Annotated in this window: 22 protein-coding genes; 9 read left to right on the top strand and 13 right to left on the bottom strand. The window is 31.6% G+C overall.

Features of this window, described 5'->3' with window-relative positions; translation table 11 throughout:
- Window positions 1–17: 17 nt before the first annotated feature.
- The 4 genes from J9309_RS00515 to J9309_RS00500 form a co-directional block, all read right to left on the bottom strand.
- A complete protein-coding gene (locus J9309_RS00515; protein ID WP_230476514.1) occupies window positions 18–1391 on the bottom strand; it encodes an NAD-dependent succinate-semialdehyde dehydrogenase in 1374 nt (457 codons plus the stop codon).
- Window positions 1392–1579: 188 nt separating this feature from the next.
- Complete coding sequence (gene dnaB / locus J9309_RS00510) at window positions 1580–3169, bottom strand: replicative DNA helicase (RefSeq protein WP_230476513.1); 1590 nt, start codon at window positions 3167–3169, stop codon at window positions 1580–1582.
- 79 nt (window positions 3170–3248) lie between these two features.
- Window positions 3249–4202 (bottom strand): acetyl-CoA carboxylase carboxyltransferase subunit alpha, encoded by a 954-nt coding sequence (locus tag J9309_RS00505; RefSeq protein ID WP_230476512.1) that lies wholly within the window; start codon window positions 4200–4202, stop codon window positions 3249–3251.
- A 152-nt stretch (window positions 4203–4354) separates the two neighbouring features.
- Window positions 4355–5533 (bottom strand): thiolase family protein, encoded by a 1179-nt coding sequence (locus J9309_RS00500; protein WP_230476511.1) that lies wholly within the window; start codon window positions 5531–5533, stop codon window positions 4355–4357.
- A gap of 168 nt (window positions 5534–5701) precedes the next feature.
- Here J9309_RS00500 and J9309_RS00495 point away from each other — a divergent pair, with 168 nt between their 5' ends.
- The 3 genes from J9309_RS00495 (at window position 5702) to J9309_RS00485 (ending at window position 8572) form a co-directional block, all read left to right on the top strand.
- Window positions 5702–6997, top strand: a complete 1296-nt coding sequence (locus J9309_RS00495) for a M28 family metallopeptidase (protein ID WP_230476510.1) — start codon at window positions 5702–5704, stop codon at window positions 6995–6997.
- Between the two features lie 438 nt (window positions 6998–7435).
- A complete protein-coding gene (locus J9309_RS00490; RefSeq protein ID WP_230476509.1) occupies window positions 7436–8008 on the top strand; it encodes a hypothetical protein in 573 nt (190 codons plus the stop codon).
- A 48-nt stretch (window positions 8009–8056) separates the two neighbouring features.
- A complete protein-coding gene (locus tag J9309_RS00485) occupies window positions 8057–8572 on the top strand; it encodes a hypothetical protein (RefSeq protein WP_230476508.1) in 516 nt (171 codons plus the stop codon).
- Between the two features lie 64 nt (window positions 8573–8636).
- Here the strand turns inward: J9309_RS00485 and J9309_RS00480 are convergent, their stop codons facing one another.
- The gene (locus J9309_RS00480; RefSeq protein ID WP_230476507.1) at window positions 8637–9593 is read right to left on the bottom strand and encodes an isopenicillin N synthase family dioxygenase; all 957 of its coding nucleotides are present in this window, start codon (window positions 9591–9593) and stop codon (window positions 8637–8639) included.
- 279 nt (window positions 9594–9872) lie between these two features.
- On the opposite strand from J9309_RS00480, the gene J9309_RS00475 reads away from it, so the two are divergent.
- Both J9309_RS00475 and hemF read left to right on the top strand, forming a co-directional pair.
- The gene (locus tag J9309_RS00475; RefSeq protein WP_230476506.1) at window positions 9873–10313 is read left to right on the top strand and encodes a hypothetical protein; all 441 of its coding nucleotides are present in this window, start codon (window positions 9873–9875) and stop codon (window positions 10311–10313) included.
- Window positions 10314–10391: 78 nt separating this feature from the next.
- Window positions 10392–11294, top strand: coding sequence for an oxygen-dependent coproporphyrinogen oxidase (gene hemF / locus J9309_RS00470; protein WP_230476505.1), 903 nt, complete (start codon window positions 10392–10394; stop codon window positions 11292–11294).
- Window positions 11295–11354: 60 nt separating this feature from the next.
- Here the strand turns inward: hemF and J9309_RS00465 are convergent, their stop codons facing one another.
- The 3 genes from J9309_RS00465 to J9309_RS00455 form a co-directional block, all read right to left on the bottom strand.
- Complete coding sequence (locus J9309_RS00465; RefSeq protein WP_230476504.1) at window positions 11355–11699, bottom strand: phage holin family protein; 345 nt, start codon at window positions 11697–11699, stop codon at window positions 11355–11357.
- 57 nt (window positions 11700–11756) lie between these two features.
- The gene (locus tag J9309_RS00460) at window positions 11757–12107 is read right to left on the bottom strand and encodes a phage holin family protein (protein ID WP_230476503.1); all 351 of its coding nucleotides are present in this window, start codon (window positions 12105–12107) and stop codon (window positions 11757–11759) included.
- Between the two features lie 81 nt (window positions 12108–12188).
- Window positions 12189–13724, bottom strand: coding sequence for a glycine--tRNA ligase (locus J9309_RS00455; RefSeq protein ID WP_230476502.1), 1536 nt, complete (start codon window positions 13722–13724; stop codon window positions 12189–12191).
- A gap of 151 nt (window positions 13725–13875) precedes the next feature.
- Between J9309_RS00455 and J9309_RS00450 the strand changes: the two genes are divergently transcribed.
- From J9309_RS00450 to J9309_RS00440, 3 genes are all read left to right on the top strand, one after another.
- A complete protein-coding gene (locus J9309_RS00450; RefSeq protein WP_230476501.1) occupies window positions 13876–14328 on the top strand; it encodes an HYC_CC_PP family protein in 453 nt (150 codons plus the stop codon).
- Between the two features lie 84 nt (window positions 14329–14412).
- Entirely contained in the window at window positions 14413–16650 is a 2238-nt protein-coding gene (locus J9309_RS00445; protein ID WP_230476500.1) for a TonB-dependent receptor, read from the top strand.
- A 53-nt stretch (window positions 16651–16703) separates the two neighbouring features.
- Entirely contained in the window at window positions 16704–17093 is a 390-nt protein-coding gene (locus J9309_RS00440; protein WP_230476499.1) for a heavy-metal-associated domain-containing protein, read from the top strand.
- 63 nt (window positions 17094–17156) lie between these two features.
- On the opposite strand, the gene J9309_RS00435 is transcribed toward J9309_RS00440, so the two are convergent.
- The 5 genes from J9309_RS00435 to J9309_RS00415 form a co-directional block, all read right to left on the bottom strand.
- Window positions 17157–19763, bottom strand: a complete 2607-nt coding sequence (locus J9309_RS00435) for a T9SS-dependent M36 family metallopeptidase (RefSeq protein ID WP_230476498.1) — start codon at window positions 19761–19763, stop codon at window positions 17157–17159.
- A 152-nt stretch (window positions 19764–19915) separates the two neighbouring features.
- Window positions 19916–21040: a molecular chaperone DnaJ gene (gene dnaJ, locus J9309_RS00430; RefSeq protein WP_230476497.1), complete on the bottom strand. Its 1125-nt coding sequence runs from the start codon at window positions 21038–21040 to the stop codon at window positions 19916–19918.
- A gap of 17 nt (window positions 21041–21057) precedes the next feature.
- On the bottom strand, window positions 21058–21609 hold the full coding sequence (locus J9309_RS00425) for a nucleotide exchange factor GrpE (protein ID WP_230476496.1): 552 nt from the start codon (window positions 21607–21609) through the stop codon (window positions 21058–21060).
- Between the two features lie 167 nt (window positions 21610–21776).
- Window positions 21777–24218, bottom strand: coding sequence for a TonB-dependent receptor (locus tag J9309_RS00420; protein WP_230476495.1), 2442 nt, complete (start codon window positions 24216–24218; stop codon window positions 21777–21779).
- Window positions 24166–25857: a M23 family metallopeptidase gene (locus tag J9309_RS00415; protein ID WP_230476494.1), complete on the bottom strand. Its 1692-nt coding sequence runs from the start codon at window positions 25855–25857 to the stop codon at window positions 24166–24168. Before J9309_RS00415 ends, J9309_RS00420 begins: the two co-directional genes overlap by 53 nt.
- A 494-nt stretch (window positions 25858–26351) precedes the next feature.
- On the opposite strand from J9309_RS00415, the gene J9309_RS00410 reads away from it, so the two are divergent.
- Entirely contained in the window at window positions 26352–26648 is a 297-nt protein-coding gene (locus J9309_RS00410) for a hypothetical protein (protein WP_230476493.1), read from the top strand.
- Window positions 26649–26652 lie beyond the last annotated feature (4 nt).

The raw sequence follows: 26652 nt of genomic DNA, 5'->3' as shown, positions 1-26652 counted from the left end.
TTTATATTTGATTAAAATTAAACCGAAGTCAAAATTAATTTTCGATTCAAAAATTCTAAAATACCAGCTTTAGATAATTCTCTTCCGTAACCCGAACGTTTTGTTCCACCGAATGGTAATTCTGGGCTAGAAGAAACTTGTTTGTTTATATAAACCATTCCGCTGTCAATTTTACGAGCCATTTCGTGGGCAAGATTTATATTTTCGGTATAAATCGAGGCTCCTAAACCATACATCGTATCATTAGCGATAGTTAATGCTTCGTCAACCGTTTTTACTTTTATTAAGCAAACAACTGGTCCAAAAACTTCTTCGTCATAAGCTTTCATTCCTGGTTTTAAATTCGCTAAAATAGTAGGTTCCATAAACGATCCATCTGATTCTATTTGTTTTCCACCAGTGATTAATTCAGCACCATTTTCAATAGATTTATTAACTTGATCCAATAAAGTTTCTAAAGCTGAAGCTGAACTAACAGGTCCCATATCAGTATCATCTTCCAATGGATTTCCAACTTTCATATTTTCAACGTATGCCTTTAATTTTGTTAAATACGCATCGTATATCTCTTCCTGAACAATGATTCGTTTCGATGAAGTACAGGCTTGACCGGCATTTCGTAAACGACCATTAATTGTACCTAACATCACTTTTTCTAAATCAGCATCGTTTAAAATGATCATCGGGTCAGTTCCACCTAATTCTAATACAGATTTTTTAATTTGTTCTCCAGCAATTTTTGCAATACTAGATCCTGCACTTTCCGATCCAGTTAAGGAAACACCTTTAATTCTATCGTCTTTAACTAATTTAGAAGTTTCTTTTCCGCTAATCAAAAGGTTTGTATATAAACCTTTTGGAGCACCAACTTTTGTGAAAATAGCCTCAAAAGCTTCACCGCATTGTGGGATATAAGAAGCCGTTTTTAAAAGAATTGTATTTCCTGCCATGATATTTGGAGCAGCAAATCGAGCAATTTGCGAAAAAGGGAAATTCCAAGGCATTACACCTAAAAGTGCTCCGATAGGTTCAGAAAACACAAGGGCATCACCTTTTTCTGTTGTTAATGTTTCTGGCTTTAAAAATTCTTCTGCATGATCAGCGTAATAATCCAAAATATTTGCACTATAATCGATTTCAATACGACTTTCGCGTAATGGTTTACCCATTTCTGTGGTAATCAATTTGGCTAAATATTCTTTTTGTGCACGCATTTCAGCTGCAGCAGCTTTAACGATTTTTTTACGATTTTCGAATGATTCAAATCGCCAAGTTTTATATAAATCATCTGCAGATTGTATTGCTGCATTTATTTGATCTGTTGTATAGGGTTGAAATTCTTTTTCTATTTTACCTGTAGCAGGGTTTAATGTTCTAATTGAACTTGCCATAATTCTATGAATTAATATGTTCTACAAATGTGATATTTATTCTACTTATGCAAAAGAAATCAGCATAAATATTAATAATGAAATATGATATAGTATCAATAAATACAATATAATTTTCAAAATTAATCTGTAGAAAAAAGGGATTAGTAGCAACTAAATCCCTTTATATAAAGTTTATAATAGTTTTTTTAGAAAGGTAAAGAATCGTCATCGTTCATCGAACTTGAGAAACTTCCAATATCTCCGAATGAATCTAATGGATTACTTGTTGGTAAATTAATTGAACTATTAAATTCAAAATCGCTATCACCACCATTATTCATTTTAGAAACGATTTGACCGTCGTTCATAGAACTTTGAATTTCAAAATCGTTACCATAAGAAGGTTCCAAATCCGTAAATTTAGCTTGTTCGTTAATGAATCGAAGACGAACGTTTTCTAGCGCACCATTACGGTGTTTAGCAATGATAAATTCTGCTTGACCAGCACAAGGTACATTATCATCATCCCAAAATTCTAACTTATAATATTCAGGACGATAAATAAACGAAACGATATCGGCATCTTGCTCAATCGCTCCAGATTCACGTAAATCTGATAATAAAGGACGTTTACTTCCTCCACGAGTTTCAACTGATCGAGATAACTGAGATAGTGCAATAACAGGAATGTTTAATTCTTTTGCAATTGCTTTTAAGGAACGCGAAATCATGGAAATTTCTTGCTCACGGTTACCGTTTGCTTTTCCACCAGCAGTCATTAACTGTAAGTAGTCAATAAGAATCATTTTTACTCCGTGTTGTGAAACTAAACGACGAGCTTTTGCACGTAAGTCGAAAATAGAAAGGGCTGGAGTATCATCAATATACAAAGGCGCATTTTCTAAACCTTTCACTCTCGAATATAATTGTTTCCATTCGTGGTCAGCTAATTTAGCTTTACGTAATTTTTCCCCAGAAATACCTGTTTCCCCAGAAATCATACGAGTAATTAACTGAACAGATGACATCTCTAATGAAAAAACTGCAACCGGAATATTATGATCCACAGTCATGTTTTTCGCCATCGATAAGATAAAGGCAGTTTTACCCATACCAGGACGCGCTGCAAGGATAATTAAATCTGATTCTTGCCAACCAGAAGTAATTTTGTCAATCTCTGTAAAACCAGAAGTTAAACCAGACATCCCTTCTTTTTTTGACATTTCAGCAATTTTTTCAACTGCTTCTTTTACTAAAGAATTGGCGCTTGCGTAACTTTTTTTGATTCCACCTTCTGTAATTTCGAATAATTTACTTTCAGAAAAATCTAAAAGATCAAAAACGTCAGCAGAATCATCGTAAGACTTATCTATAACTTCAGTAGAAATTTCAATTAATCGTCTTAAAATAAATTTTTCTTGGATCACACGCGCGTAATATTCGACGTGTGCAGCTGAAGAAACACGTTGAGTTAATTGGATCAGGTAATAATCACCACCAATCATATCCAATTTACCTTCTTTCTTAAGTTCATTTGCAACTGTTAACAAATCAATAGGCTGCGATTCGTTGAATAATCTTTGAATCACGGCATATATTGCTTGGTGTTCAGGACGATAGAAAAATTGAGGTGTCAAGATGTCGATTACTTCATCCAAACCTTTATTATCAATCATCATTGCACCAAGAACAGCTTGCTCTAAATCTACGGCCTGAGGTGGAATTTTTCCACGCTCTAAGTTTACCATTTTTTTAGGCATTGAGTTTGTGTTTTGAAAACTATTTGCTTGTTCCATAAGATGGCAAAATTACATAAAAAAAACGAGATATCTATAGGTATAAATATCTCGTTTTAATTTGATTTTTTATAAAAAATTATCCTGAAAATTCTCCGAATTTGATGAATCTTTCTTGACGTTGTCTTTGTAACTCTGTTTTAGATAATTTATTTAGTTCTTTGTAAGTTTCTAAAACTTTTTCTTTTAAGTTATTGTAAGCAACTTCTGGTTTGTAATGTGCTCCACCAAGTGGTTCTTTGATTAAATCTTCGATTAAACCTAATTCTAACATATCTGGACCAGTTAATTTCATTTGAGAAGCAGCTTGTTGTTTGTATTCCCAAGTTCTCCATAAAATTGTAGAACAGTTTTCTGGAGAGATAACAGAATACCAAGTGTTTTCCATCATGAAAACTTTGTTTCCTACACCAATTCCTAATGCTCCACCAGATGCACCTTCACCAATTACAACTGAAATAATAGGAACAGTAAGTTTTAACATTTCGTAGATGTTTTTAGCGATAGCTTCACCTTGTCCACGTTCTTCAGCTTCTAAACCAGGATATGCACCAGGAGTGTCAATCAAAGTTAAAACTGGAATGTTGAATTTTTCAGCCAATTTCATTAAACGTAAAGCTTTACGATAACCTTCTGGATTTGACATTCCGAAACGACGATATTGACGTTCTTTTGTATTTTTTCCTTTTTGTTGACCAATGATCATAAAAGTTTGACCATTGATTTTTCCCATTCCACCTACCATCGCTTTATCATCACCGAAAGTACGATCACCATGAATTTCTACGAAAGTATTGTCTGTAATCGCGTAAGCGTAGTCTAATGTGTATGGGCGAGAAGGGTGACGAGATAATTGTACACGTTGCCATGGTGTTAAATTACCATAGATTTCCTTCTTTTTGTTTTCAATTGCAATTTCAATTTCAACACACGCTTGTTTAATATTAACAGCGTTCCCGTCTCCTAGAACTTGACAGCTTTTTAACTGATCTTCTAGTTCTTGGATTGGTTGTTCAAAATCTAAATATTCCATAATGCGTTTTTAATTGGAGCAACAAATATATAAAAGGATTTTAACCTTTGATAGATATATTTGTTTGTTTTTGTAGTTTTAAAATTATAAATTGTCTCAAAATGATAATAGAGACTAAATTTTAGTCTCTATTTTATTATGAGTTATTTAGCTTATAATTTTTCGATAATCATAGCGGATGCACCACCGCCACCATTACAGATTGCTGCACCACCGTATTTTCCTCCGTTTTGTTCTAAAACATTTAACAAAGTAACTAAAATACGAGATCCAGAATTTCCTAATGGATGACCTAATGATACTGCACCACCATTGACATTAACTTTGTCAGGATTTAATTCTAATAACTGTGTATTAACAATTCCTACAACAGAAAAAGCTTCGTTAAATTCCCAAAAATCAATCGCAGATTTGTCTAGATTAGCTTTAGATAAAACTTTTTCTACAGCTTTTGCAGGAGCAGTTGTAAACCATTCAGGTTCGTGAGCTGCATCAGCATAAGCAGTGATTTTTGCCAATGGTTTTAATCCTAATTCATTTGCTTTATCTAAAGACATTAAAACTAATGCTGAAGCTCCGTCGTTAATTGTAGAAGCATTTGCAGCAGTTACAGTTCCGTCTTTAGAAAAAACAGCACGTAAACCTGGAACTTTATCAAAATTTACATTTTTGTATTCTTCATCTTGTTTGAAGATAACCGGCTCACCTTTACGTTGAGGGATTTCTACAGGAACAATTTCATTGTCAAATTTACCAGCATCCCAAGCTGCCGCTGATTTTTTGTATGAATTTATAGCGAATTCATCTTGTTGTTCGCGAGTTACATTGTATTTTGCAGCTGTCGCATCTCCACAAGTACCCATCATTTCTTTGCTGTAAGCATCTTGTAAACCATCAGCAACAATTCCGTCTAATAATACAGTGTTACCGTATTTATTTCCTGAACGAGCATTTGGAGAATAAAATGGCACTAATGACATGTTTTCCATTCCTCCAGCAACCACAACATCAGCATCACCTAAACGGATTGCTTGAGTAGCTAACATAACAGCTTTCATACCTGAAGCACATACTTTATTAACTGTAGTTGCAGGAACTATATTTGGAATTCCAGCTTTAATCATAGCTTGTTTAGCAGGAGCTTGACCTTCGCCAGCTTGTAATACGTTACCCATGTAAACCTCATCTACTAAAGCTGGGTCTAAATTGATTTTATTTAATGCACCTTTAATTGCAGTAGCACCTAAGTCAGTAGCAGGAATAGAAGATAAGCTTCCTAAAAAAGATCCCATTGCTGTACGTACAGCAGAGACAATAACAACTTCTTTCATTTTTTTATTTTGTGATTTCGTTTTACTTAGTGCAATATAGAAAAAAATAAAAAATTTATTCAGAATGATTATTTAATTTTCAGTTAGTTTTGATAAATATTATTCAATAAAAAAAGCAATTAATTGAATAAATCGTAATTATCTAATTGTTGTAAATTTAAAACCAAAATGAAAAAGATGAGATCTGTATTTTCTTGTATACTTTTATTATTCTTAGTATCGGCTTATGGCCAACCAAAATATTATAACCAAGTTTTAAAGAAATTGACTTCTAAAAATTTGTCAGGTCGCGGTTATACTTATAATGGAATGGAGAAAGCGTCTGATTATTTAGCCAAAGAATTTAATAAGAATGGATTAAAATCTTTTAATGGGAGTTATTTGCAAGAATTTGAATTTCCGATAAATATTATTCATCAAACAAAATTAACTATTAATGGTAAGAAATTAGTTTATGGTAAAGATTATATTGTAAAACCAGGTTCTAAATCAATTTCTACTGCTGAGAATATAAATTACTATCATTTTCCTATTGATGATTATATAAAATCTTTTGAATCGAAAGAGAAAATAAAGCAATTTATCATAAATGATACGCAACATCAGAAAGACAAACATGTTATTTTACCAGTTTTACATACTACAGTAGATTCAATCAATACTTATTATAAACAATGGGCAAATATCTATGAAAGTGATAATAATAAATACAGAGCAATATTTCGTTTTACGAAAGATTCATTGTTAAGTAGTCTTAGTCAAAGACAAGCTGGTGTAAGTGAGTTTATTATAAAGGAAAAATATTATTATAAAAATTTAAAAATAAACGAATACGAAATTAAAAGTGAATTTAATCCAAAATTTAAATTTAATAACGTTGTTGGGTATATAGATGGAATAAATAATGATTCGGTTGTCGTAATTACGGGGCATTACGATCATTTAGGAAGGGTAAATAAATCTATTTTTCCAGGGGCAAGTGACAATGCGAGTGGTACTGCAATGGTGTTGGAATTAGCAAAACATTATTCTAAAAATAAACCAAAATATAGAACCGTTTTTATGCTATTTGGTGCAGAAGAAGCCGGAATCGTAGGGTCGTTTAAATATGTTGATTCACCACTTTTTCCATTAAATGAAATCAAATTTTTAGTGAATTTAGATATTATGGGAGCTGGGGAAGAAGGAATACAAGTGGTAAATGGTTCAAAATTTAAAAAAGAATTTGATGATTTAGTTCGTATTAATTCGGAGAACAAATATTTAAAGCAAGTAAAAATTAGGGGAGAATCTTGTAATTCTGATCATTGTCCGTTTGATAAAAAAGGCGTTCCATCTTTTTTTATATATACGTTAGGAGGTAAAGGGAATTATCATAATATATATGACAGTTACGAAAATTTAGATTTGTCTTATGCAGAAAAAGTTCGTGATTTGTTGATTAGATTTGTAGATGGTATATAAAAAAAATAATCCGTTCCAAAAGAACGGATTACTAACCAACCTAAACTACTATAAAAAACTCTAAAAAGTAATAAGGGTTCGAGATTAATTCAACTTCATTAATCAATCTCATTATCTCTTGCGAACACCTCAATAATTACTATCTATGAATAAATTTATTTGTATAGCAAATGTCTAAAAAAATATGGCTTGATACAATAAAACTTATATCTATTTTTATATTAAGAAATAATAAAAATTTATATCAAATTCAAATTTATTTGTAATTAATTGTAATCTTGTGTTATATCCGTTTTTCAATAAATTGTAAGAATAAAAGTTTTTAATTAATTAAATTCTAAATTTAACTTTTTATTATAATATCTTATGCGTTATTATAAGTTAATCAGCTGTATTTTTCGCCACTTTAGGTATCAATTTTATTATAAATATTCAAAAATGTACATTAAAATAAATTTCGGACTTCTTTTTATATTATCCTTAACCATATTACAAGGGCAAGAAATACATCCAAATCATGTACGAAAAGCTGTTTACGATATTATTATTAATGATATAAAAGAGCAACGCACATCGTATAATTTGAAAAAAATTTACATAGATGCTACGGTAAATAAATTTGACGAAGTAGAAATGACAACTTATGGAGTTAAACTTTCGGATCCTGAATATATAAATGATCAGGAGTTTTGTAAGGTGTTAAATTTTGGGAAATGTGTGGATAAAATTTTAATTGATCAATTCAGTTTAAGCAAAGTTTATAAAGAACATAAAGACCAAAATTATGTAGATTTTTATGGAATTTACGCACCATTGGATCATTGGTATAATGTTATTCATAATACTTTTCAGTATTTATTGCTAAAGGATAAACCTCAATTTTCAACTGTTACAATTCCGGTAAAAAACGTTTTTTATGAAGATGGAATCGAAATGACACGTTACTATTTTTATAACTTCACGATAAATAAAGATTTCAAAATCGACTCTTTTAAAATGATTAATTTCTAAAAATTCAAAATTCTTATGTAAATTTATATCACTCGTAATTAATGTTTTATGATTGATGTACAAAATTACATTGAAGAACTAAAACAACTTGCAAAAGGAAATTTAAGAATTTGCCGAATGAACTGGTGGTTGTTGAAGTATGAAGAAGAATTTAAGCAAGCAATAGACCAAACTTCTTGTAAAAAATGGGCTAAATGGCTGTATAATGGAGAACATCCATTTCCGTGTCTTTGCCCAAAAAGGGATAATTTATGCGTGTTTATAGACTTGTATCGTGAGTTAGATCGTTTAACTCAGATTCAACGAATGGAAACATTTTTTGAAGAAAAATTCAATAATTTTCAAGCCATAAAAGATTCAGCAGAATTAATTACGAATTGGATGAAAGAGATTCGACCTATAATTTCTGAAATTTATTTAACCTTAGATAAAAATGAAAATTTAAAAGTTAGATTTTATAATTCAGATCCAATTTTGGAAGTTAATATCAATAAAAATGATTATAAATACACCTTGTTGTGTTTAGATATTTTTAATTACAATATGTACGTACGAGGTATGTAATAAAAAAAGGAACTCAGTAAATGAATTCCTTTTTTTTATATAAAGATTAAATAGTCTTTAGATATTATTTAATTAAACCGATTTCTCTTAAACGTTGTGTTAAGAATTCTCCAGCTGTAATATCTTCAAATTGTTTTGGATTTTCCTCAGTCACACAATTTTCTAAAACAGATAAATCCATTTCAGAAACTGGGTGCATAAAGAAAGGAATAGAATAACGAGAAGATCCCCAGAATTCACGATCTGGATTAACCACACGGTGAATTGTAGATTTTAATCTGTTATTTGTGTGACGTGATAACATATCACCAACATTAATTACTAATTCATCTTCTTCTGCAATTGCATCAACCCAAGTTCCATCGTGTTTTTGTACTTGTAACCCACGACCTTGCGCTCCCATTAATAATGTAATTAAGTTAATGTCACCATGAGCACCAGCACGTACAGCACCTTCTTTTGGTTCTTCTGTAATTGGAGGATAGTGAATAGCTCTTAAAATAGAATTTCCATTCGCAATTTTGTCATCAAAATAGAATTCATCTAAACCTAAGAAAATTGCTAAAGCGCGTAAAACGTAAACTCCAGTTTTTTCTAATTGTTTGTAAGTTTCTTTTCCGAATTCGTTAAAAGTAGGAACTTCTTTAACTTCAACATTTTCAGGGTAGTTGTATTTTGCTTTGTCTTCTTCAGCTACATATTGTCCAAAGTGCCAAAATTCTTTTAAATCACCAACTTTACTTCCTTTTGCATGTTCGTTTCCAAATGCAGTATATCCGCGTTGTCCACCAATACCTTCAACAATATAGCTTTGTTTTGTTTCAGTAGGTAAAGCGTAAAAATCGCGAACGCTTGAATATAAATTTTCTATTAAATCTTCAGATAAAAAATGTCCTTTTAAAGCAACGAATCCAATTTCTTCATATGCTTTTCCAATTTCGTTGACAAATTTTTGTTTTCTAGCTGGATCTTCTGATAAGAAGTCTGCAAGATTAACTGATGGTATTCCAGTTTGTGACATTATATATGTTTTATATTGTATTAAATGTTCTGCAAATTTATAGAAACATTTTAAATGTGAATAATTTTGTTGATAACTTTTTGTGTTAAGTATTGTTAACGTGTTAAAATTGAAATTAAGAATAAATTAAATCTAATAAATTACTGATTTTTAGTTGTTTTGAATACGATTTTTAAGAAAATTGAATTGTTTAATAAAATAGATTTAATATATTAATAATTTACATGAAATAGAAATTATAAATAATGTTAAGGTTCTAATTTTAACTATGTTTGATGTATGAAATTTATAACTTTACTTATAGTATTTGTTTTATTAAGTACTAAATCTGTTTTTGGACAAGAATCTCCAAAGTTTATTATTTTTCCTGGATGTGAAAAATATGAATCAAAAGACAAAAAGAAATTAATTGATTGTTATGCAAATAAATTTAATTATTTATTTACTATTGAGGTTAAGAAGGTTTTAAGGGAGAATAATTTAACTATAGAAAATGTGCATGTGAATGCAAGGATAAAGTACGAGATTAATAAAGAAGGCGAATATCAAAATCTTGAAATTATAGGTACGGAAGCAGAAAAAATACTAATTACACAGTCTTTTTATAATTATGTAATGAATTTAAAAAAGAAAAATAAAACGATCATACCTGCCAAATCGAAAGAAGGAGAACCAATTTTATTGATATTTGATATTCCTTTTAAAATCATAAATTATTAGTTTTATATTCTTATCACATCATCATAAAATTCAATATTACAATTGTAGATTGATTCCTATATTTGCAAAAAGGTTTAAATGAAAGATCAATTTTTTCAATATATACAAGATCTTCAGCAAAGAATTATTGCTGAGCTTGAAGCAGTAGATGGGAAAGCCAAATTTTTGAAAGACGAATGGACTCGAGATGGTGGCGGCGGCGGTTTAACTTGTGTACTAGACGATGGTGCTGTTTTTGAAAAAGGTGGTGTAAATATTTCTAAAGTTTATGGTGAGCTTCCGGAAACAATGCAAAAAGCATTAAACGTTTCTTCGGGACAATTTTTTGCTTGTGGTTTAAGTTTAGTAATCCATCCAAAAAATCCACATATTCCTACAACTCATGCAAATTGGAGATATTTTGAAATGTACGATGCCGAAGGTAATGTAGTAGATCAATGGTTTGGTGGTGGACAAGATTTAACACCATATTACTTGGTAGAAGAAGATGTAATCCATTGGCATTCGGTTTGTAAAAATAGTTGCGATAAACATAACGAAGCTTTTTATGCAAAATATAAGCACGAATGTGATAAATATTTTTGGAATACCCATAGAGAAGAAGCAAGAGGTGTAGGTGGTTTATTTTTCGATTACCTAAAGCCAACGGAAGAAATGCCTATTGAGAATTGGTATGATTTTGTAACAGAAGTTGGAAATTCTTTCTTAGAAGCTTATGTTCCAATTGTTGAAAAACATATCAAAGATGAATATTCTGAAACTCAAAAGCAATGGCAAGAAATCCGTAGAGGACGTTATGTTGAGTTTAATTTAATTCATGATAGAGGTACAATTTTCGGATTAAAAACGAATGGTCGTATCGAGTCAATTTTGATGAGTTTGCCTAAACATGTACAATGGCATTATAATCATCATCCAGAAGCTGGTTCTCCAGAAGCGAAATTAGTAGATGTACTAATGCATCCAAAAGATTGGATTTAATAGTTAATATATAAATAAAAAAGCCTGAACAAATTGTTCAGGCTTTTTTATTTATAATTTTTAATCGTTTGTAACAAATGATCCGATAATTGAATTTACAATTCCTAAAACAACACCAAATAAGAGTGCGTACCAGAATCCGTCTACATGAAAACTATCGCCCATAATTGCACTTGCTATTAAAATAATAACTGCTGTTATTACAAATGAAAAAAGTCCTAATGTAAGTATGGTAATTGGTAAACTTAAAATGGATAAAATTGGCCTTACAAAGGCGTTTAAAAGTCCAATAATAAGAGCTACGATGATTGCAGTACCATAACCATTGATAGATACGCCTGGCATTAAATTGGCTAATCCAAAAACTACTAATGCAGAGATTAATAAATTGATAATGAAATTCATAATAAATAGGTTTTATAATTTTTCAATATCAAATATTCTGCCAAATCTATATTGATTTTATTCTCTATCAGGCATTAACATATCAACAATTGTATTCAAAATACTGATTAATAAACTAAATCCTAATGCTGACCAAAATCCAGTAGTTTCAAAATGTGTTCCCATTAATCCGTCAGCTAATAAAATGATACAAGCAGAAATTACGAAGGAGAATAAACCTAATGTTAGGATAGTTAATGGAAAAGCTAGAATCTTCAAAATTGGTTTAGCAAAACTATTTAATACGCCTAAAATTACAGCTAAAATAATTGCGTAATAGTAAGGACTAATCGTGACACTGTCCATTAAAAAATCTCCAAGTAATAATACTAATGCAGATATTAATAATTTTATAATTAATGATTTCATATAAAGTTTTATTTACAATATAGTAAAATAAAAAACGCCTTAAAAAAATTTCAAGGCGTTTTTAAATTATTTAAAATGAAATTAGATTTGCTCTAACAAATATTTCATGTTTACTTCTTTATCGATGATTTGTGCTAAATCCTCTACAGCAACACGTTTTTGTTCCATTGTATCACGGTAACGTAAAGTAACAGTGTTGTCATTTAAAGAATCATGATCAACAGTAATACAGAAAGGTGTTCCAACTGCATCCATACGACGATAACGTTTTCCGATAGAATCTTTTTCTTCGTAAGAAACGTTGAAATCTAAACGTAATTTCTTTAAGATTTGCTCAGCAAATTCTGGTAAACCATCTTTTTTAACTAATGGTAATACAGCTGCTTTTACTGGCGCTAATGCAGGTGGTAATGATAAAACTACACGTTCAGATCCATCTTCTAAAACTTCTTCTTTTAATGAATTAGAGAAAATTGATAAGAACATACGGTCTAAACCAACTGAAGTTTCAACGACATAAGGAACGTAAGATTCATTTGTTTCGTTATCGAAGAATTGAATCTTTTTACCTGAATGTTGTTCGTGTGCTTTTAAATCGAAATCTGTACGCGAGTGGATTCCTTCTAATTCTTTAAATCCGAATGGGAATTTAAACTCAATATCAGCAGCAGCATTTGCATAGTGTGCTAATTTTTCGTGGTCGTGGAAACGATAGTTATCATCACCTAAACCTAAAGCGCGGTGCCACTTAATACGTGTTTCTTTCCATTTTTCGTACCATTCTAATTCAGTTCCTGGTTTTACGAAAAATTGCATTTCCATTTGTTCAAACTCACGTTGACGGAAAATAAATTGACGAGCTACAATTTCATTTCTGAAAGCTTTACCAATTTGTGCAATCCCGAAAGGTAACTTCATACGTCCAGTTTTCTGTACGTTTAGGTAGTTTAAGAAAATACCTTGTGCAGTTTCAGGACGTAAATATAAATCCATTGCTTGGTCAGCAGTTGCTCCTAATTTAGTTCCGAACATTAAGTTAAATTGACGAACTTCTGTCCAGTTTTTAGAACCTGTCATTGGATCAGCAATTTCCAATTCTTCAATTAAAGCTTTTACATCTTCTAAATCATTATTTTCTAATGATTTTCCCATGCGAGCTAAAATTGTATTGATTTGATTTTGATATTCTAAAACTCTAGCGTTTGTAGAGATAAATTCGTTTTTATCAAAAGCATCACCAAAACGTTTTGCAGCTTTAGCAACTTCTTTGTCAATTTTTGCTTCGATTTTCGCACAATGATCTTCAATTAAAACATCAGCGCGGTAACGTTTTTTAGAATCTTTATTATCAATTAATGGATCATTAAATGCATCAACGTGTCCAGAAGCCTTCCAAGTAGTAGGGTGCATGAAAATTGCAGAATCGATACCAACGATATTCTCGTTCATTTGTACCATTGCTTTCCACCAATATTGTTTGATATTGTTTTTTAATTCAGCTCCGTTTTGACCGTAATCATAAACTGCTGATAATCCATCATAAATCTCACTCGATTGGAAAATAAATCCATACTCTTTTGCGTGTGAAATGACCTTCTTGAAAATATCTTCTGACATAATATATGTGTGTTCAATTTAAAATGCAATTTTAAGGAATTTTAACGACTAATGAAAAGGAATAAGGGATGAAATGATTCATTTTTTACAGATAAATTCTAAAAATAAAAGTTTGATAAGATTATAAATCAATTTTATTAACTTTGTTCCAATGAAAATGCAAAATTACATCCGATTTGTATTGTCACTTCTATTGATTGTTTCCAATTTAAGTGTCGCATTTTCTATGCATTTTTGTCAAGGTCAGGTGGAAAACGTAAAGTTAAATCACTTTGATAATAAAATTTGTAAAATGCAAATGCCAACTTCATGTTGCGCTGAAAAAAAAGAAACTAAACATTGCGAAATTCCAGAGGAAAAGCCAGAAAAAGACGATGATTGCTGTAAAGATATAGCTTACGCAGATGATCTTCAAGACCAACAAACGGTTGATGTTTTAAAGGTAAATCCGATCGTTTTTCAGGAATTTCCTGTTGTTAAAGAAATTGAATTTTCGGTTAAAGATTCAGTTATTACTTTCCAAAAGTATTTAGATTTTTACGTAGAATCTAATGCTCCTCCAATATATATATTACATAAGAAATTAGTTTTCTACGAAATTTAAAAAGTTGTATTTCAGCTATTCTCGATGAGATAAATTATCGAATCGGGTAATCTATGCAATTTTTTAACGTACGAAAAAGATAATATGAAAAAGATAATCACTCCAATTTTAGTATTGAGTGCTGCGTTTGCCTTTGCGCAAGATGTTTTAAAAGGTAAAGTTGTGGATCAAAATAATCAGCCGTTGATTGGTGCTGAGGTAATCTGGAAATCGACAACAATTTCTACACTTACAAATGAAAATGGTGAATTTGAAATCGCTTCGGTTGATGGTGAATTAGAAGTGTTTTATGAAAATCAAAATATGACTTTTAATCCAAGTCAAAACGAGTTTCAGACGATTACATTTTCTATTCTTCCGATTGAAGAAAATACATTACAAGAGGTAAAAATTACAGATACACGAAATTCTATACGAAAGTCAACGGGCGCTACAAATATGTCTGTTATGACAAGTAAAGAATTATTGAAAGCAGCTTGTTGTAATTTGGCCGAATCTTTTGAAACAAATCCTTCAATAGATGTTAATTTCTCTGACGCTGTTACAGGAAATAAGCAAATTAAAATGTTAGGTTTAACATCTCCATATATTTTAATTGCAGAAGAAAATATACCTTCTGTGCGAGGTGCTTCACAAGCTTTTGGTTTAAGTTTTACTCCAGGAACTTGGGTAGAAAGTATTCAAGTAACAAAAGGAGCAGGAACCGTAGTGAATGGATATGAAAGTATTTCTGGGCAGATTAATACTGAATTAATCAAGCCTGCGAATGATATCCCATTATTTGTTAATTTATTTGGTTCGACAGATTCTCGTTACGAAGCTAATGTTCATTTAAATAAAAAGGTTTCAGATAAATGGGCAACCTCTTTATTTTTACATGGAAATGCGCGTACAAAAGAAAATGATATGAATGAGGATGGCTTTTTGGATAATCCAATGGGAAATCAAGTGAATATCATGAATCGTTGGCAATACACAAATCCTGAAAAGGGAGTTGTTGCATTTATTTCGGGACGATATTTAACAGATTTAAAACAAGGTGGTCAAAAAGATTTTGATCAACGTAAACATCGTTATTCACAAACGTATTGGGGATCTGAAATCGCGACGGATAAAGTAGATGTTTCAGCTAAATTAGGTTACGTTTTCCCTGAAATGCCTTTTCAAAGTATGGGGTTACAAACGGCTTATAGTTATTATAATCAAGAATCTTACTTTGGTTTAAATGAGTATAATGCGAGTCATCAAAGTTTTTATTCAAATTTTATTTTTAACTCGATTTTAGGTAATACAAAAAATAAATTCTCGACTGGAGCAAGTTTTACTTGGGATAAATTTGAAGAATTTACAATGTTGCCAAATGTACAAGAGTTTAACCGTATAGATAATTCGGCAGGAGTATTTTTTGAATACACGTACGATAATTTGAAGAATTTTAACGCCATCGTTGGTGGTCGTTTAGATTATCATAATCGAATGGGAGTTTTCGTAACGCCACGTATTCATACACGTTACACGCCTTGGGAAAACACAACGATCAAAGCTTCAGTTGGTAGAGGAAAACGAATCAACAATATTTTTGCAGAAAATCAAAATTTGTTTGCTTCAGCAAGAAATTTTAATATTATTGGGCAAGGAGGTGAGATCTATGGTTTAGATCCTGAAATCGCATGGAATTATGGAATTAGTCTTTCTCAAAAGTTTACATTATTTGGAAGAAATGCAGACGTAACTGCTGATTTTTACCGAACTGATTTCGAGAATCAAATTGTTACAGATATTGATTATTCAGCTCGTCAAGTTCGATTTTATAATTTAGATGGAGAATCGTTTGCAAATTCGTTTCAATTTGATTTTAATTATAATCCATTTCATAATTTTAATATTCGCGCAGCGTACAAACATTATGATATACAAACTGATTATGAAAATGGTCGTTTGGAAAAACCATTGCAAGCAAAACATCGTTTCTTTGCAAATGCAGAATATCAAACTCACGAAAGAAATGGAAAATATTGGCGTTTTGATATGACGTATAATTGGATCGGAAAACAGCGATTACCTAATACTTCTGATAATTTACCAGAAAATCAATTAGGTGAATATTCAAATCCTTTTGGAACGATTAACGCACAAATTACTCGTGTATTTTCTGATACTTTTGAAGTTTATGTCGGTGGTGAAAACATCACAAATTATCAACAACATCGCGTAATTTTAGCTGTTGATAATCCTTTTGATTCTAATTTTGACAGTACCGTTGTGTACGCGCCAATTTTTGGACAAATGTTTTATGCAGGTTTACGATTTAGTATAAAATAGGATAAAGATTAATTTAATATTTTGATTAATAAAACAAAACAAATAATAATAATATGAAAACATTACTTTCAATAGCATTAGTTGCTGTTATGGGAATTAGTGCGCAAGCACAAAATAAAAATGCAAAGCACGAATTACATGTTAAAGGTAATTGTGGAATGTGTAAAGAACGAATTGAAAAAGCTGCTTATAGCGTATCTGGGGTAAAAACTGCAGATTGGAATGCTGATTCGCAAACGTTGAGAATTATTTTAAACGAAAAGAAAAATAATTTAGAGGTTGTTGAAGATGCAATTGTTGCAGTTGGTCACGATACAAATGAAAAGTTAGCTGATGAAAAAGTGTATCAATCTTTACATAGCTGTTGTTTATATGATCGTGAATTAGAAGGTACGTCTAACGAATTACCTAAAAAAGAAGATCATTCAAATCATAAACACTAAAATATTTTAAATAAAAAAGCCACTCAATTGAGTGGCTTTTTAGTTGTTATAAATTTATAAGAATTAGTTCTTAATTAATTTCTTAGAAACTGTACCGTTACTTGTATGGAATTTTAAAACGTAAACTCCTTTTGGTAAGTTAGCAGTGTTAATTGAATTTCTGTTATTTTGTAATTCAACATTTTCTGATGAAACAACGCGTCCAACCATATCCACAATCTCAACTTTGATTTTTCCTGTTAAAGAATCATCATAGAAATGAACAATATCTTTAGCTGGATTAGGGAATAATTTGAAAGATTCGTCTTTAATATCAGTTGTTTTTAATTCACAATTTAATACTTCAGCTGGTGGCATATCAAATGCTGCAGTTCCGTCAATTCTACTGTTTGAAGAACCTTGATCAGCAGAATATCCTAAACCACGACGAGCAAATACTGACCAAATATCACATTGGTTAGCTCCTTCATTTAATGCTACGTCAGCAGCTAAGATTGCATCTCTACCATCAACAAATCCTGGACGACATGGTTGTAATCTTAAACCTTCCATAACTAAATCTAATGCTTTCGTATTACCAGCATTACCATTTAATAAATCTGGTGTAAATCCATAATTTTCAATCATCTTCCAGTTTAAATCCCATAACATAGTTGCCCACACATATCCTGTACGGTGTGGCGAATCGTTGTTACCGTAACTTGCAACATTTGCATAAGTTACTGGGTTCACTGACATGTTTGTAGTATATGGAGTAGGACGAATTCCACGACCAGTTGTCGCTTGATTTACAGCAAATGTACCAATTCCTCTGTTTTTAGTTGCTGTATCTGTAGGTAATTGAGTAATCATTAATCCAAAGAAATCAGACCAACCTTCACCCATTTGTTCTGTATTACTTAAACAAGCAGAATTTGTACGTGGACCAGTTAAACGAGTTGAGATTCCGTGTCCGTATTCGTGAGCAACGATTCCATTATCAAAACTTCCGTCAATATAAGGAATGTCAATAAATTTAATCGTTCCATTTACTACAGTGTTACTTTCTAAATTAGAAACAATTGGATTTCCGATCGTATTAGTAACTGATATTGCTGGAATTGTAATTGTAGTAGATTCTCCACCCATACTTATTGATCCGGCAACGTTATTTACAACAATAACACCTTCTGCACCTGCATCTTGTGCATTTTGTACTTTTTCAACAAAACTACAATCTCCACGTAATACTACCGCAATTTTTCCATTTACTTCGCTTGGATTAGAAATTGTACCACAAGCATCGTATGGAGTTCCAGTCGTTTCATTTTTTCTAACTAAAACTAAATCTCTTGTAAGTGGAGTAGTTGGTAATGGAGCAGAGAAAGCTCCTTCTAAAGCTTCATAATCACCTGAAATTCCGCTTGGAGAATTTATAGTCAATGGTTTTCCAGCAAATGTTGTTGGCGGGCTCCATAAGTACATCGCCATACGTGGATGTCCACCATCTGATGGTGTAGAAAATGTTGCATTATCTGTTGCTCCTAAAGCAAAACCTGTCTGCGCTAATGAGATAACAGGATCGTTTCCTGTACCACCTTTTCCGTAATTATCAGCCTGGAAATTTCCAAATTCTTCCGTAAATCCATAACGATAAAATATATCGTGCATTACGTTAGACATGTAAAATAAGTTCGTAGCTGATGCTTCTTTATAATTGTATGGATGTGTATTTCTATCAACAGGGAAATCGAAGTTTCTATTAACACCTCCGTCTACATAATCAGTTGTGGTTGCATTACCTCCTGAATAAGTTTGGTAACCTATAGATTCGTGATCGTGAACTGTTCTTGTATTATTTCCTCTTGTAATTGTATTTTCTGTACCATCAAAATTATGCCATCCGTTTGGAGAAGCTGTCGTATTAAAAGCACCTTGGTTGTAGATTGTTCTATCACCAAAAGTTGGAGCTTCAACAGGGAGTTTGAATACATTGTATGATGGATTCTCATTTGTAGCATCTTCAGCATCATATAACCAAGCCCATTCAGATTTATTAAATGTATCTAAACTTTCATTAGCAAATGAATCGTGATTGAAACCACAAGATAATGTTTGATTATGCTTTTCTAAAACAGTTCCAGTTTTTGCATCTACAACAACATCATATAAGTCAAAATGTTCGTCTTTGTTAATTTTAACTAAGAAAACATAAGCTAAATAAGCTTGTTTATTTTCATCTATATAATAATTAATTTGAGGAGCTTGATCTGTAAAAGTATAAATTCCTTGCTTTGTTGTATTGGTATCAGTTGATTTCGCTTGATATAGATTTAAACCTTCAGTTTGTGCTAATTTTTGAGCAGCTTGTTCAAATGACAATTGAGGTGTTGTTTCTATCGAACCTAAATTCGCGTCGAATATTTCGCTTTGTGCAGCCCATTGTACTTGGTTATTTTTTACTAAGTAAGTTGCGTAAGCTGTATAAATTGGGATTCCCTGATAAACTCTTTGAATATGTAGTTGATTTCCATTTGTTTTTTCATTAAAAACATTTTGAGTAATTTGAAAATCAGTAGTGTTCTGGGTAGTTTTTGTAAGGTGACTTCCTATGATGGCATTGTAATCTTGTGCGTTTGCAGTACACGACAAAATAAACGCTGATAGGACAAGCGTAAAATTTTTCTTCATTGTGTTAATTTTAGAATATTAATTCTTGATTTAGTGTACATTAAATTTAAGATAATTATTCAATATCCAACCAAATTTTTAAAATATTCTAAAAAAAAGCGCTTCCTAAATTTAGAAAGCGCTTTTATATCGTAGTGTAATATTATTTAAATCTATTGAAACATATCTCTTACACGATCAAAGAATGATTTTTCATTTTTTGAAGGTTCAGGTGAGAAGTGAGAGTCGTCTCTCATTTTCTCGAAAAATGCTTCTTGTTCTTTTGTTAAATCAGTAGGAGTCCAAATGTTTACGTGAACAAATAAATCGCCTTTTCCATATCCATTTAAATCAACTAAACCTTGACCTTTTAAACGTAATACTTTCCCTGATTGTGTTCCTTTGTCAATTTTAATTTTAACTTTTCCGTTCACTGTCGGTACTTCTTGCGAGCTTCCTAAAACAGCATCAGGAATAGAAATATATAAATCATAATGAAGATTATTTCCGTCACGTTTTAATGTGTCGTGTTCTTCCTCTTCAATCACAACTAATAAATCTCCAGGGATACCATCAAAAGGAGCGTCATTACCTTTTCCACGAACTTGTAATTGAATACCTTCTCTTGCTCCAGCAGGAATTTTAATTTCTACAGTTTCTTCAACTTTAATTAATCCTTGGTTGTTTGCACCTGGAGGAATATGGTCAGCAACTTTACCAACTCCTTGACATGTTCCACAAGTTGCTGCCGTTTGCATCTGACCAAACATTGTATTTGTAACACGAACTTGTTGTCCAGAACCGTTACAAGTTGTACAAGTTTTAGCAGTTGCTCCTTCAGCTTGTTTGAAACGTTTAACTTTGATTTTTTTATCAACACCGTTAACCATTTCTTCTAAGTTCAATTTAACGCGAATACGTAAATCTGAACCTTTGATGCGACGTGGACCACGAGATTGACCTCCGCCAAATCCGCCGAAACCACCACCGAAAATATCTCCAAATTGAGAGAAGATATCTTCCATGTTCATTCCGCCGCCACCGAAGCCGCCGCCTCCACCAGCAGCACCTCCCATACCTGCATGACCAAATTGATCATAACGAGCACGTTTGTTATCGTCACTTAAAACTTCGTAAGCTTCTGCAGCTTCTTTGAATTTTTCTTCTGCCTCTTTGTCATCCGGATTTTTGTCAGGATGATATTTGATGGCAAGTTTGCGATAGGCTTTCTTAATTTCTGCAGCTGATGCAGATTTTGATACACCTAATATTTCGTAAAAATCTCTTTTATTCGACATGACTAATTTTCAATAAATTACATTCCAACTACTACCTTCGCGTAACGGATTACAACGTCTTGTAACATGTAACCAGTTTCTACACAATCAACAACTTTTCCTTTTAAGTCATCTGACGGAGCAGGAATTTGTGTAATAGCTTCGTGTAAATCAGTGTTAAAATCATCACCAGCTTTTACTTCCATAGCGATTAAACCTTTTCCACGTAAAGTTTCAATTAATTTGTTTTGAATTAATTCAACTCCAGTAACTAAAGCATCATCTTCTGATTTTTTTATTTGAGGCATTGCACGCTCAAAATCATCAACTACAGGTAATAGAGCAGTGATTACTTCTTTATTAGCAGTTTTAAAAATGTCTATACGCTCGCGAGATGTACGCTTTTTAAAGTTATCAAACTCAGCGAATAAACGTAGATATTGTTCTTTTTCTTTTTGTAATTCTTCTTTTAATACTTCAACTTCAGATTTTTGTTCAACCACTTCTTCAGTTGCAGCTGTTTCTTCGTTTTGTACTTCTGGATTGATATTTTGATCTTGAATCTCTTCGTTTATATTTTGTTCAGACATAGTATGCTTGTTTTTGCCCTTTAAAGAATCAAATAGTTTGCCAATGCGCATAGTGTGACTTTTTGACAGAATTAGTAATAAAATAAGCGCTTCTTGTCGGAGAAGCGCGTGTAAATGTAAGGTTTATTTAAAGAAAAAAGACACCTTAAAAAGATGTCTTTTTTATATTAAAATTTAAAATTAACTTTTGCATTTAAGAAACGTCCTGTTAATCGGTTTGGAACCGCATAAACATTAGAAGTATTTACATCGGTAATCCATGTGTTGCTGATTTCATTTCGGATATCGAAAATATTAAAAATATCTAATCCGACAGAAACTTCTTTAAACTTACTAAACAAAGAACCGGCAGAAGGTTTTAAATCTTTTTGATTTACAAATTCTTTCACAAATCCAATATCCACACGCTTGTAATCTTGTAAATAAGAAGTATAGCTGTAAGGATCTGTAAATTGTGGCGCTCCGTTTGGAAGTCCAGAAGCATAAATTAAATTAACATTGACTTTAAACGATGGTAAAAAATCCATGTAATCTTGGAAGAATGCCGAAACCTTGAATCTTGGATCTGTTGGTAATGGAATGTCTCCACGATTATCGATGTTTTGATATGCTCTTGCATACGAAGCCGAGAACCAAGAATCTACTCCTGGAACGAATTGTCCGAATAGACGCATATCAACTCCGTAAGCATAACCTTCCGAATTATTATGCGCTTGGTAACGAACACGAACATTGTCTACGAAATATGGATTTAAATCGTTTAACATTTTATAGTATGCTTCTGTCGTTAATTTAAAAGGACGATTCATCCAAGTAAATTCATAATCATGACCTAAAATAAAATGGATTGATTGTTGCGATTTGATGTCTTGATTTAAAGTTCCATCTAAACGTCGCATTTCGCGATAGAATGGAGGTTGATAATACACTCCGGCAGCAAAACGGAACAACATATCTTTTTCCCAATCAGGTTTTACGGCAACTTGTCCACGAGGTGAAAATGTAGTTTCTTCATTAAAATCCCAGTAAGCTGATCGTACACCAACATTTACCATGACTTTAGCATCGTTCCACATAAATTTTGTTGAATATTGTGCATATCCAGAAAAACGATTCGATTTTACATTATTACGCGCATTTACGTAATAATTTAGTTGCATACCGTCGCCTAAAGTTGGATTTGAAACAGAATATCCTAAAGAATCAATTACTTGCCATTCATTCAATAAATCACGAATATCTTCTTGTTGGAATTTTAAACCCCATTCAATATCATTATTCGTATTTATTTTATATTTCCCTTTGTGCTGAACACCTGCTACCAATGCGTCAAAATTATTTCGTGCGTGGTCGATTTGTGCACCAACATCATACGTTTGCATTGTATTTCCTTCTTGATCAACTTCTGAAATCAAATAAGCACCTTGAATATCAAAATACTCACGTTCTTTCGAATGATAAGCGAATACATCTAAACCTAAATCTAATTTATCATTCGCTTTATAATTGAAGGATAAACTTCCAGTTTCAGTACCGAATCTGTCGTCTTCCTTACCATTGTATTGAACAGTTAATAAAAGAGGATTTGTTAAAGTTCCGAAATATGTGTCACGATTTTTTGGAATCATTTCAAAACGAGAACGAGAAACTGTTCCTAAGAAATTCACGTTCCATTTTTCATTTAATTGATAATTTAAATTCGCTTGAACATCGTAGTATTCAGGATTAAAGTTGGTATCGCCATCCAGCGTATTTAAAACTAAATTTCTGTTTTGGTAACGTGCACCAACTATTGCACTAAATTTTTGATTTTTAGAACCCGTACCAAGTGTTAAACTTCCACCCATTAAACTCGCTTCTAACTGACCTTCGAATTTCTTTGGACGTTTGTAATAAATATCTAAAACCGAAGACATTTTGTCTCCGTATTTCGCTTCCCAACCTCCAGCAGAAAAATTAACGAATTGCGTCATATGTGGATTTACAAAACCTAAACCTTCTTGTTCACCATTACGAATTAACTGCGGTTTATAAATTTCGATCCCATTTACATAGATTAAGTTTTCGTCGTAGTTTCCACCACGCACCATATATTGCGAACTTAATTCAGTATTCGAATTTACGAAAGGTAAGGTTTTTAATAAATCAGTAACTCCACCCGTTAAACTTGGACCTTGTTGCATCTGAGCAGCACTTAAAGAAGTACTCTGAAAAGGTTTATTTTTATTGGATTGAAATGTGATTTCAGCGGTATTTAAATCAATTGTGTTACGTTCATCTGATGCTAAAAGTACAAATAACTGTTTACGATTATTATCTTTTAGATTTAATGTTTCAGCGTAAGCTAATCTACCTTCGTGATGAAATGTAACCGTTACCGATTCATTTGATGGAATCTGAATAGAGAAATTACCTTCAGCATCAGTATATGTAGATTGATCTTTCCAAACTACTTCCGCGTTGGCTAAAGGTTGCTGATTTCCATCAACAACTTTACCTGTAACTTGAGCCGTTTGTGCAAATAAAACTCCTCCTAATAAGGTAAATCCTAAAGTGCTAAGATATTTTTTTGAATGTAGCATTGTAGGTAGAAGTGTTGTTTTTTTCATCTTTTACGTTTAGTTCTAGTTGGTGATCACCGATTGAAATTTCTTCCGAATTTAGATCAATCGATAATCTATTTATTTTTTTGTCATATTCTGCTAAAACCCATTTTCCATCAATGTAAGCATTGTATTCTTTGATACCAGATTGCCCGTCATGGATTGTAAAATTGATTTTACTTTTTGTACTCGTGAATTGACTATTTTCCTTAATATTTAACGGAGTAATTGTTGGTTTAGTATAATCGATTTCGATCGAGAAAATTCCAAAATCACGAACCTTCGAAATTAATTTTCCATTTTTTAATTCTGTAGATTCATACGATTTTTTCCAAGCTCCCTTTTTTTGATATTGTCTTACAACAATCGCCTTTTCTAAATGAGCTGTAGGTATATCTTCAGTAGGATCTAATGAAATTGTGTAATATTGATGAACCGGAAAATTCCAATCACCAATACGATGTTTTATACCTTCTTTTTTGTAGGCTAAATCAAAATCCTCATAAAAAATTCCTTTCGGGAAAAAGATTTCGATTCCATCCGCTTTAAAAGAATTTTCTTTGTTCCAATAAATAGGATTTATAAATGTTTTTTGAGTTGTTTCTGTATAAGCTTGTCCATTAATTGTAAATGAAACTGATGAAGAATTCTGAGCATAATCAGAAGTTACAATTTTAACTTTATAAGTTTTACCTTCTTCGATGGCTAAGATTCCATTATTTTTTAAATTAGAAAAAACTCGCAATGGATTTCCATCCTTTACAAATGCTTGATAAACCCAACTGTTATTTCGCATTAAATCGGAGTAATCACAAACTGAATTTATAGCTCGTGTTTCATCAAAAGAAAAACGATTAGCCGTAAACGTATATATAGGTTCGTCGTTTACAAAAACATCAATTTGATGCACACCGTTGTTATTATCAGCACCATCATGTTTATCATAAGCTTTTATCCCAAATCCTATTTGTCCAGACGCATTAATAGTTGCACCATTTGCAATTGTTGTACGGTTAGATGATCCATTAACTTTACCTTGAATTGGGTAAATATAAGTTCCTAAAATATTAGGTTTACTTGTGTCTGGAATGTCGTAGCCAAAATAAAATGGGTTAATAGGTTCTTCGGTTTTAGTATGACGAATTTCAAAGTGTAGGTGAGGCCCAGCCGATCCGCCTGAATTTCCAGATAATGCAATTAATTGACCTTTAGAAACTTTTAATTCATTTGGTTCTGGGTATACTTCTACTTTGAAAGACTTTTGTTCATATTGTTTCTTTCTAATATATTCTTTGATAGGGCCGTCAAATTGTTGTAAATGCGCATATACAGAAGTATATCCGTTTGGATGGTCTATATAAATTGCATTTCCATAACCGGTTGGAGAAACATTAATTCTTGAAATATAACCGTCACCAACAGCAAATATCTTTAAACCTTCGCGTTGCTGCGTTTTTATATCTAATCCACTATGAAAATGATTTGATCTTAATTCACCAAAATTTCCAGCTAATAAATTTCTAATTTCCATAGGATTAACAAAATCATTCTTTGGGTAAGTATCCGATTTTGGTTGTTCTGCTCGCTGACCAAACGTCATTGATGCTAAAAATAAACTGAAATATATAGGTTTAATCACTTTCATTTTCTCTCTGTTGGGTTGTAAATTTTTAAAAATAGTTTAAATCTGTTACAAACTTCATTAAAGTTTTGAATTTCTGAAAATTAATTGAGAAATATTTTATAACAAATTAAATTATCTCTATGATAATCAATTATAAAACTTTGTAAAATTATAGATTTAAATAATTTAATATAAGAAGTAAATAAAGCTTTTGAAAAAACGTATATTTATAACTACAAGTCATATTTTTAAAAGAAATAAAACTAAAGTTGAGGTTAAATCTTTAATAAAATCAGTCCGATTTTTCTCAACTTAATTTGCTAAAATTACAGTTACGATTTAAATTAAAATTATAAAGAAAAGGTATATCAAACACCTAAAATAAAAAATCAGTTTTATTAAATCCTTATTTTTCAAGTGATAAGAAAAAACTGATAAAATTTAGTTTTCTATATTGATTTGATTTAAAAAAATGTTATTTTTGCAATAGAAGCTAGAATAAAATTGATTCTCTGATGATGGAAGAAAATATAAAATTTAACGCGCTTGAAAGCAAAGTTTTAGACCTGTTAGAGAATTATAAAAAAATAAAGGAAGAGTTGGTGGTTCTTGAAACAGAGAACACACGACTAAAAAATAAATTGAGAGATTCACAGGTACATAGTCTTAACTTAATGGAAGAAGTAAAAAGATTAAAAGTAGTGAATGGAATGAGCGGTAATCAAGAATATAAAAAAATGATGAAACTCAAAATGAATAAATTAATCAAAGAGGTCGACTCGTGTATCGCTCAAATTAAAACAAACAGTTAAAAGA

This window comes from Faecalibacter bovis (assembly GCF_017948305.1).
GTDB lineage: Bacteria > Bacteroidota > Bacteroidia > Flavobacteriales > Weeksellaceae > Empedobacter > Empedobacter bovis.
Note: the sequence above shows the minus strand (reverse complement) of the source record. Positions and strands in the feature narration are given on the sequence as shown.

Excerpts from the sequence above, each read along its gene's own strand:
- J9309_RS00515 (WP_230476514.1), bottom strand. The coding sequence starts at position 1,391 with ATGGCAAGTTCAATTAGAACATTAAACCCTGCTACAGGTAAAATAGAA.
- dnaB (WP_230476513.1), bottom strand. The coding sequence starts at position 3,169 with ATGGAACAAGCAAATAGTTTTCAAAACACAAACTCAATGCCTAAAAAA.
- J9309_RS00505 (WP_230476512.1), bottom strand. The coding sequence starts at position 4,202 with ATGGAATATTTAGATTTTGAACAACCAATCCAAGAACTAGAAGATCAG.
- J9309_RS00500 (WP_230476511.1), bottom strand. The coding sequence starts at position 5,533 with ATGAAAGAAGTTGTTATTGTCTCTGCTGTACGTACAGCAATGGGATCT.
- J9309_RS00495 (WP_230476510.1), top strand. The coding sequence starts at position 5,702 with ATGAAAAAGATGAGATCTGTATTTTCTTGTATACTTTTATTATTCTTA.
- J9309_RS00490 (WP_230476509.1), top strand. The coding sequence starts at position 7,436 with ATGTACATTAAAATAAATTTCGGACTTCTTTTTATATTATCCTTAACC.
- J9309_RS00485 (WP_230476508.1), top strand. The coding sequence starts at position 8,057 with ATGATTGATGTACAAAATTACATTGAAGAACTAAAACAACTTGCAAAA.
- J9309_RS00480 (WP_230476507.1), bottom strand. The coding sequence starts at position 9,593 with ATGTCACAAACTGGAATACCATCAGTTAATCTTGCAGACTTCTTATCA.
- J9309_RS00475 (WP_230476506.1), top strand. The coding sequence starts at position 9,873 with ATGAAATTTATAACTTTACTTATAGTATTTGTTTTATTAAGTACTAAA.
- hemF (WP_230476505.1), top strand. The coding sequence starts at position 10,392 with ATGAAAGATCAATTTTTTCAATATATACAAGATCTTCAGCAAAGAATT.
- J9309_RS00465 (WP_230476504.1), bottom strand. The coding sequence starts at position 11,699 with ATGAATTTCATTATCAATTTATTAATCTCTGCATTAGTAGTTTTTGGA.
- J9309_RS00460 (WP_230476503.1), bottom strand. The coding sequence starts at position 12,107 with ATGAAATCATTAATTATAAAATTATTAATATCTGCATTAGTATTATTA.
- J9309_RS00455 (WP_230476502.1), bottom strand. The coding sequence starts at position 13,724 with ATGTCAGAAGATATTTTCAAGAAGGTCATTTCACACGCAAAAGAGTAT.
- J9309_RS00450 (WP_230476501.1), top strand. The coding sequence starts at position 13,876 with ATGAAAATGCAAAATTACATCCGATTTGTATTGTCACTTCTATTGATT.
- J9309_RS00445 (WP_230476500.1), top strand. The coding sequence starts at position 14,413 with ATGAAAAAGATAATCACTCCAATTTTAGTATTGAGTGCTGCGTTTGCC.
- J9309_RS00440 (WP_230476499.1), top strand. The coding sequence starts at position 16,704 with ATGAAAACATTACTTTCAATAGCATTAGTTGCTGTTATGGGAATTAGT.
- J9309_RS00435 (WP_230476498.1), bottom strand. The coding sequence starts at position 19,763 with ATGAAGAAAAATTTTACGCTTGTCCTATCAGCGTTTATTTTGTCGTGT.
- dnaJ (WP_230476497.1), bottom strand. The coding sequence starts at position 21,040 with ATGTCGAATAAAAGAGATTTTTACGAAATATTAGGTGTATCAAAATCT.
- J9309_RS00425 (WP_230476496.1), bottom strand. The coding sequence starts at position 21,609 with ATGTCTGAACAAAATATAAACGAAGAGATTCAAGATCAAAATATCAAT.
- J9309_RS00420 (WP_230476495.1), bottom strand. The coding sequence starts at position 24,218 with ATGAAAAAAACAACACTTCTACCTACAATGCTACATTCAAAAAAATAT.
- J9309_RS00415 (WP_230476494.1), bottom strand. The coding sequence starts at position 25,857 with ATGAAAGTGATTAAACCTATATATTTCAGTTTATTTTTAGCATCAATG.
- J9309_RS00410 (WP_230476493.1), top strand. The coding sequence starts at position 26,352 with ATGATGGAAGAAAATATAAAATTTAACGCGCTTGAAAGCAAAGTTTTA.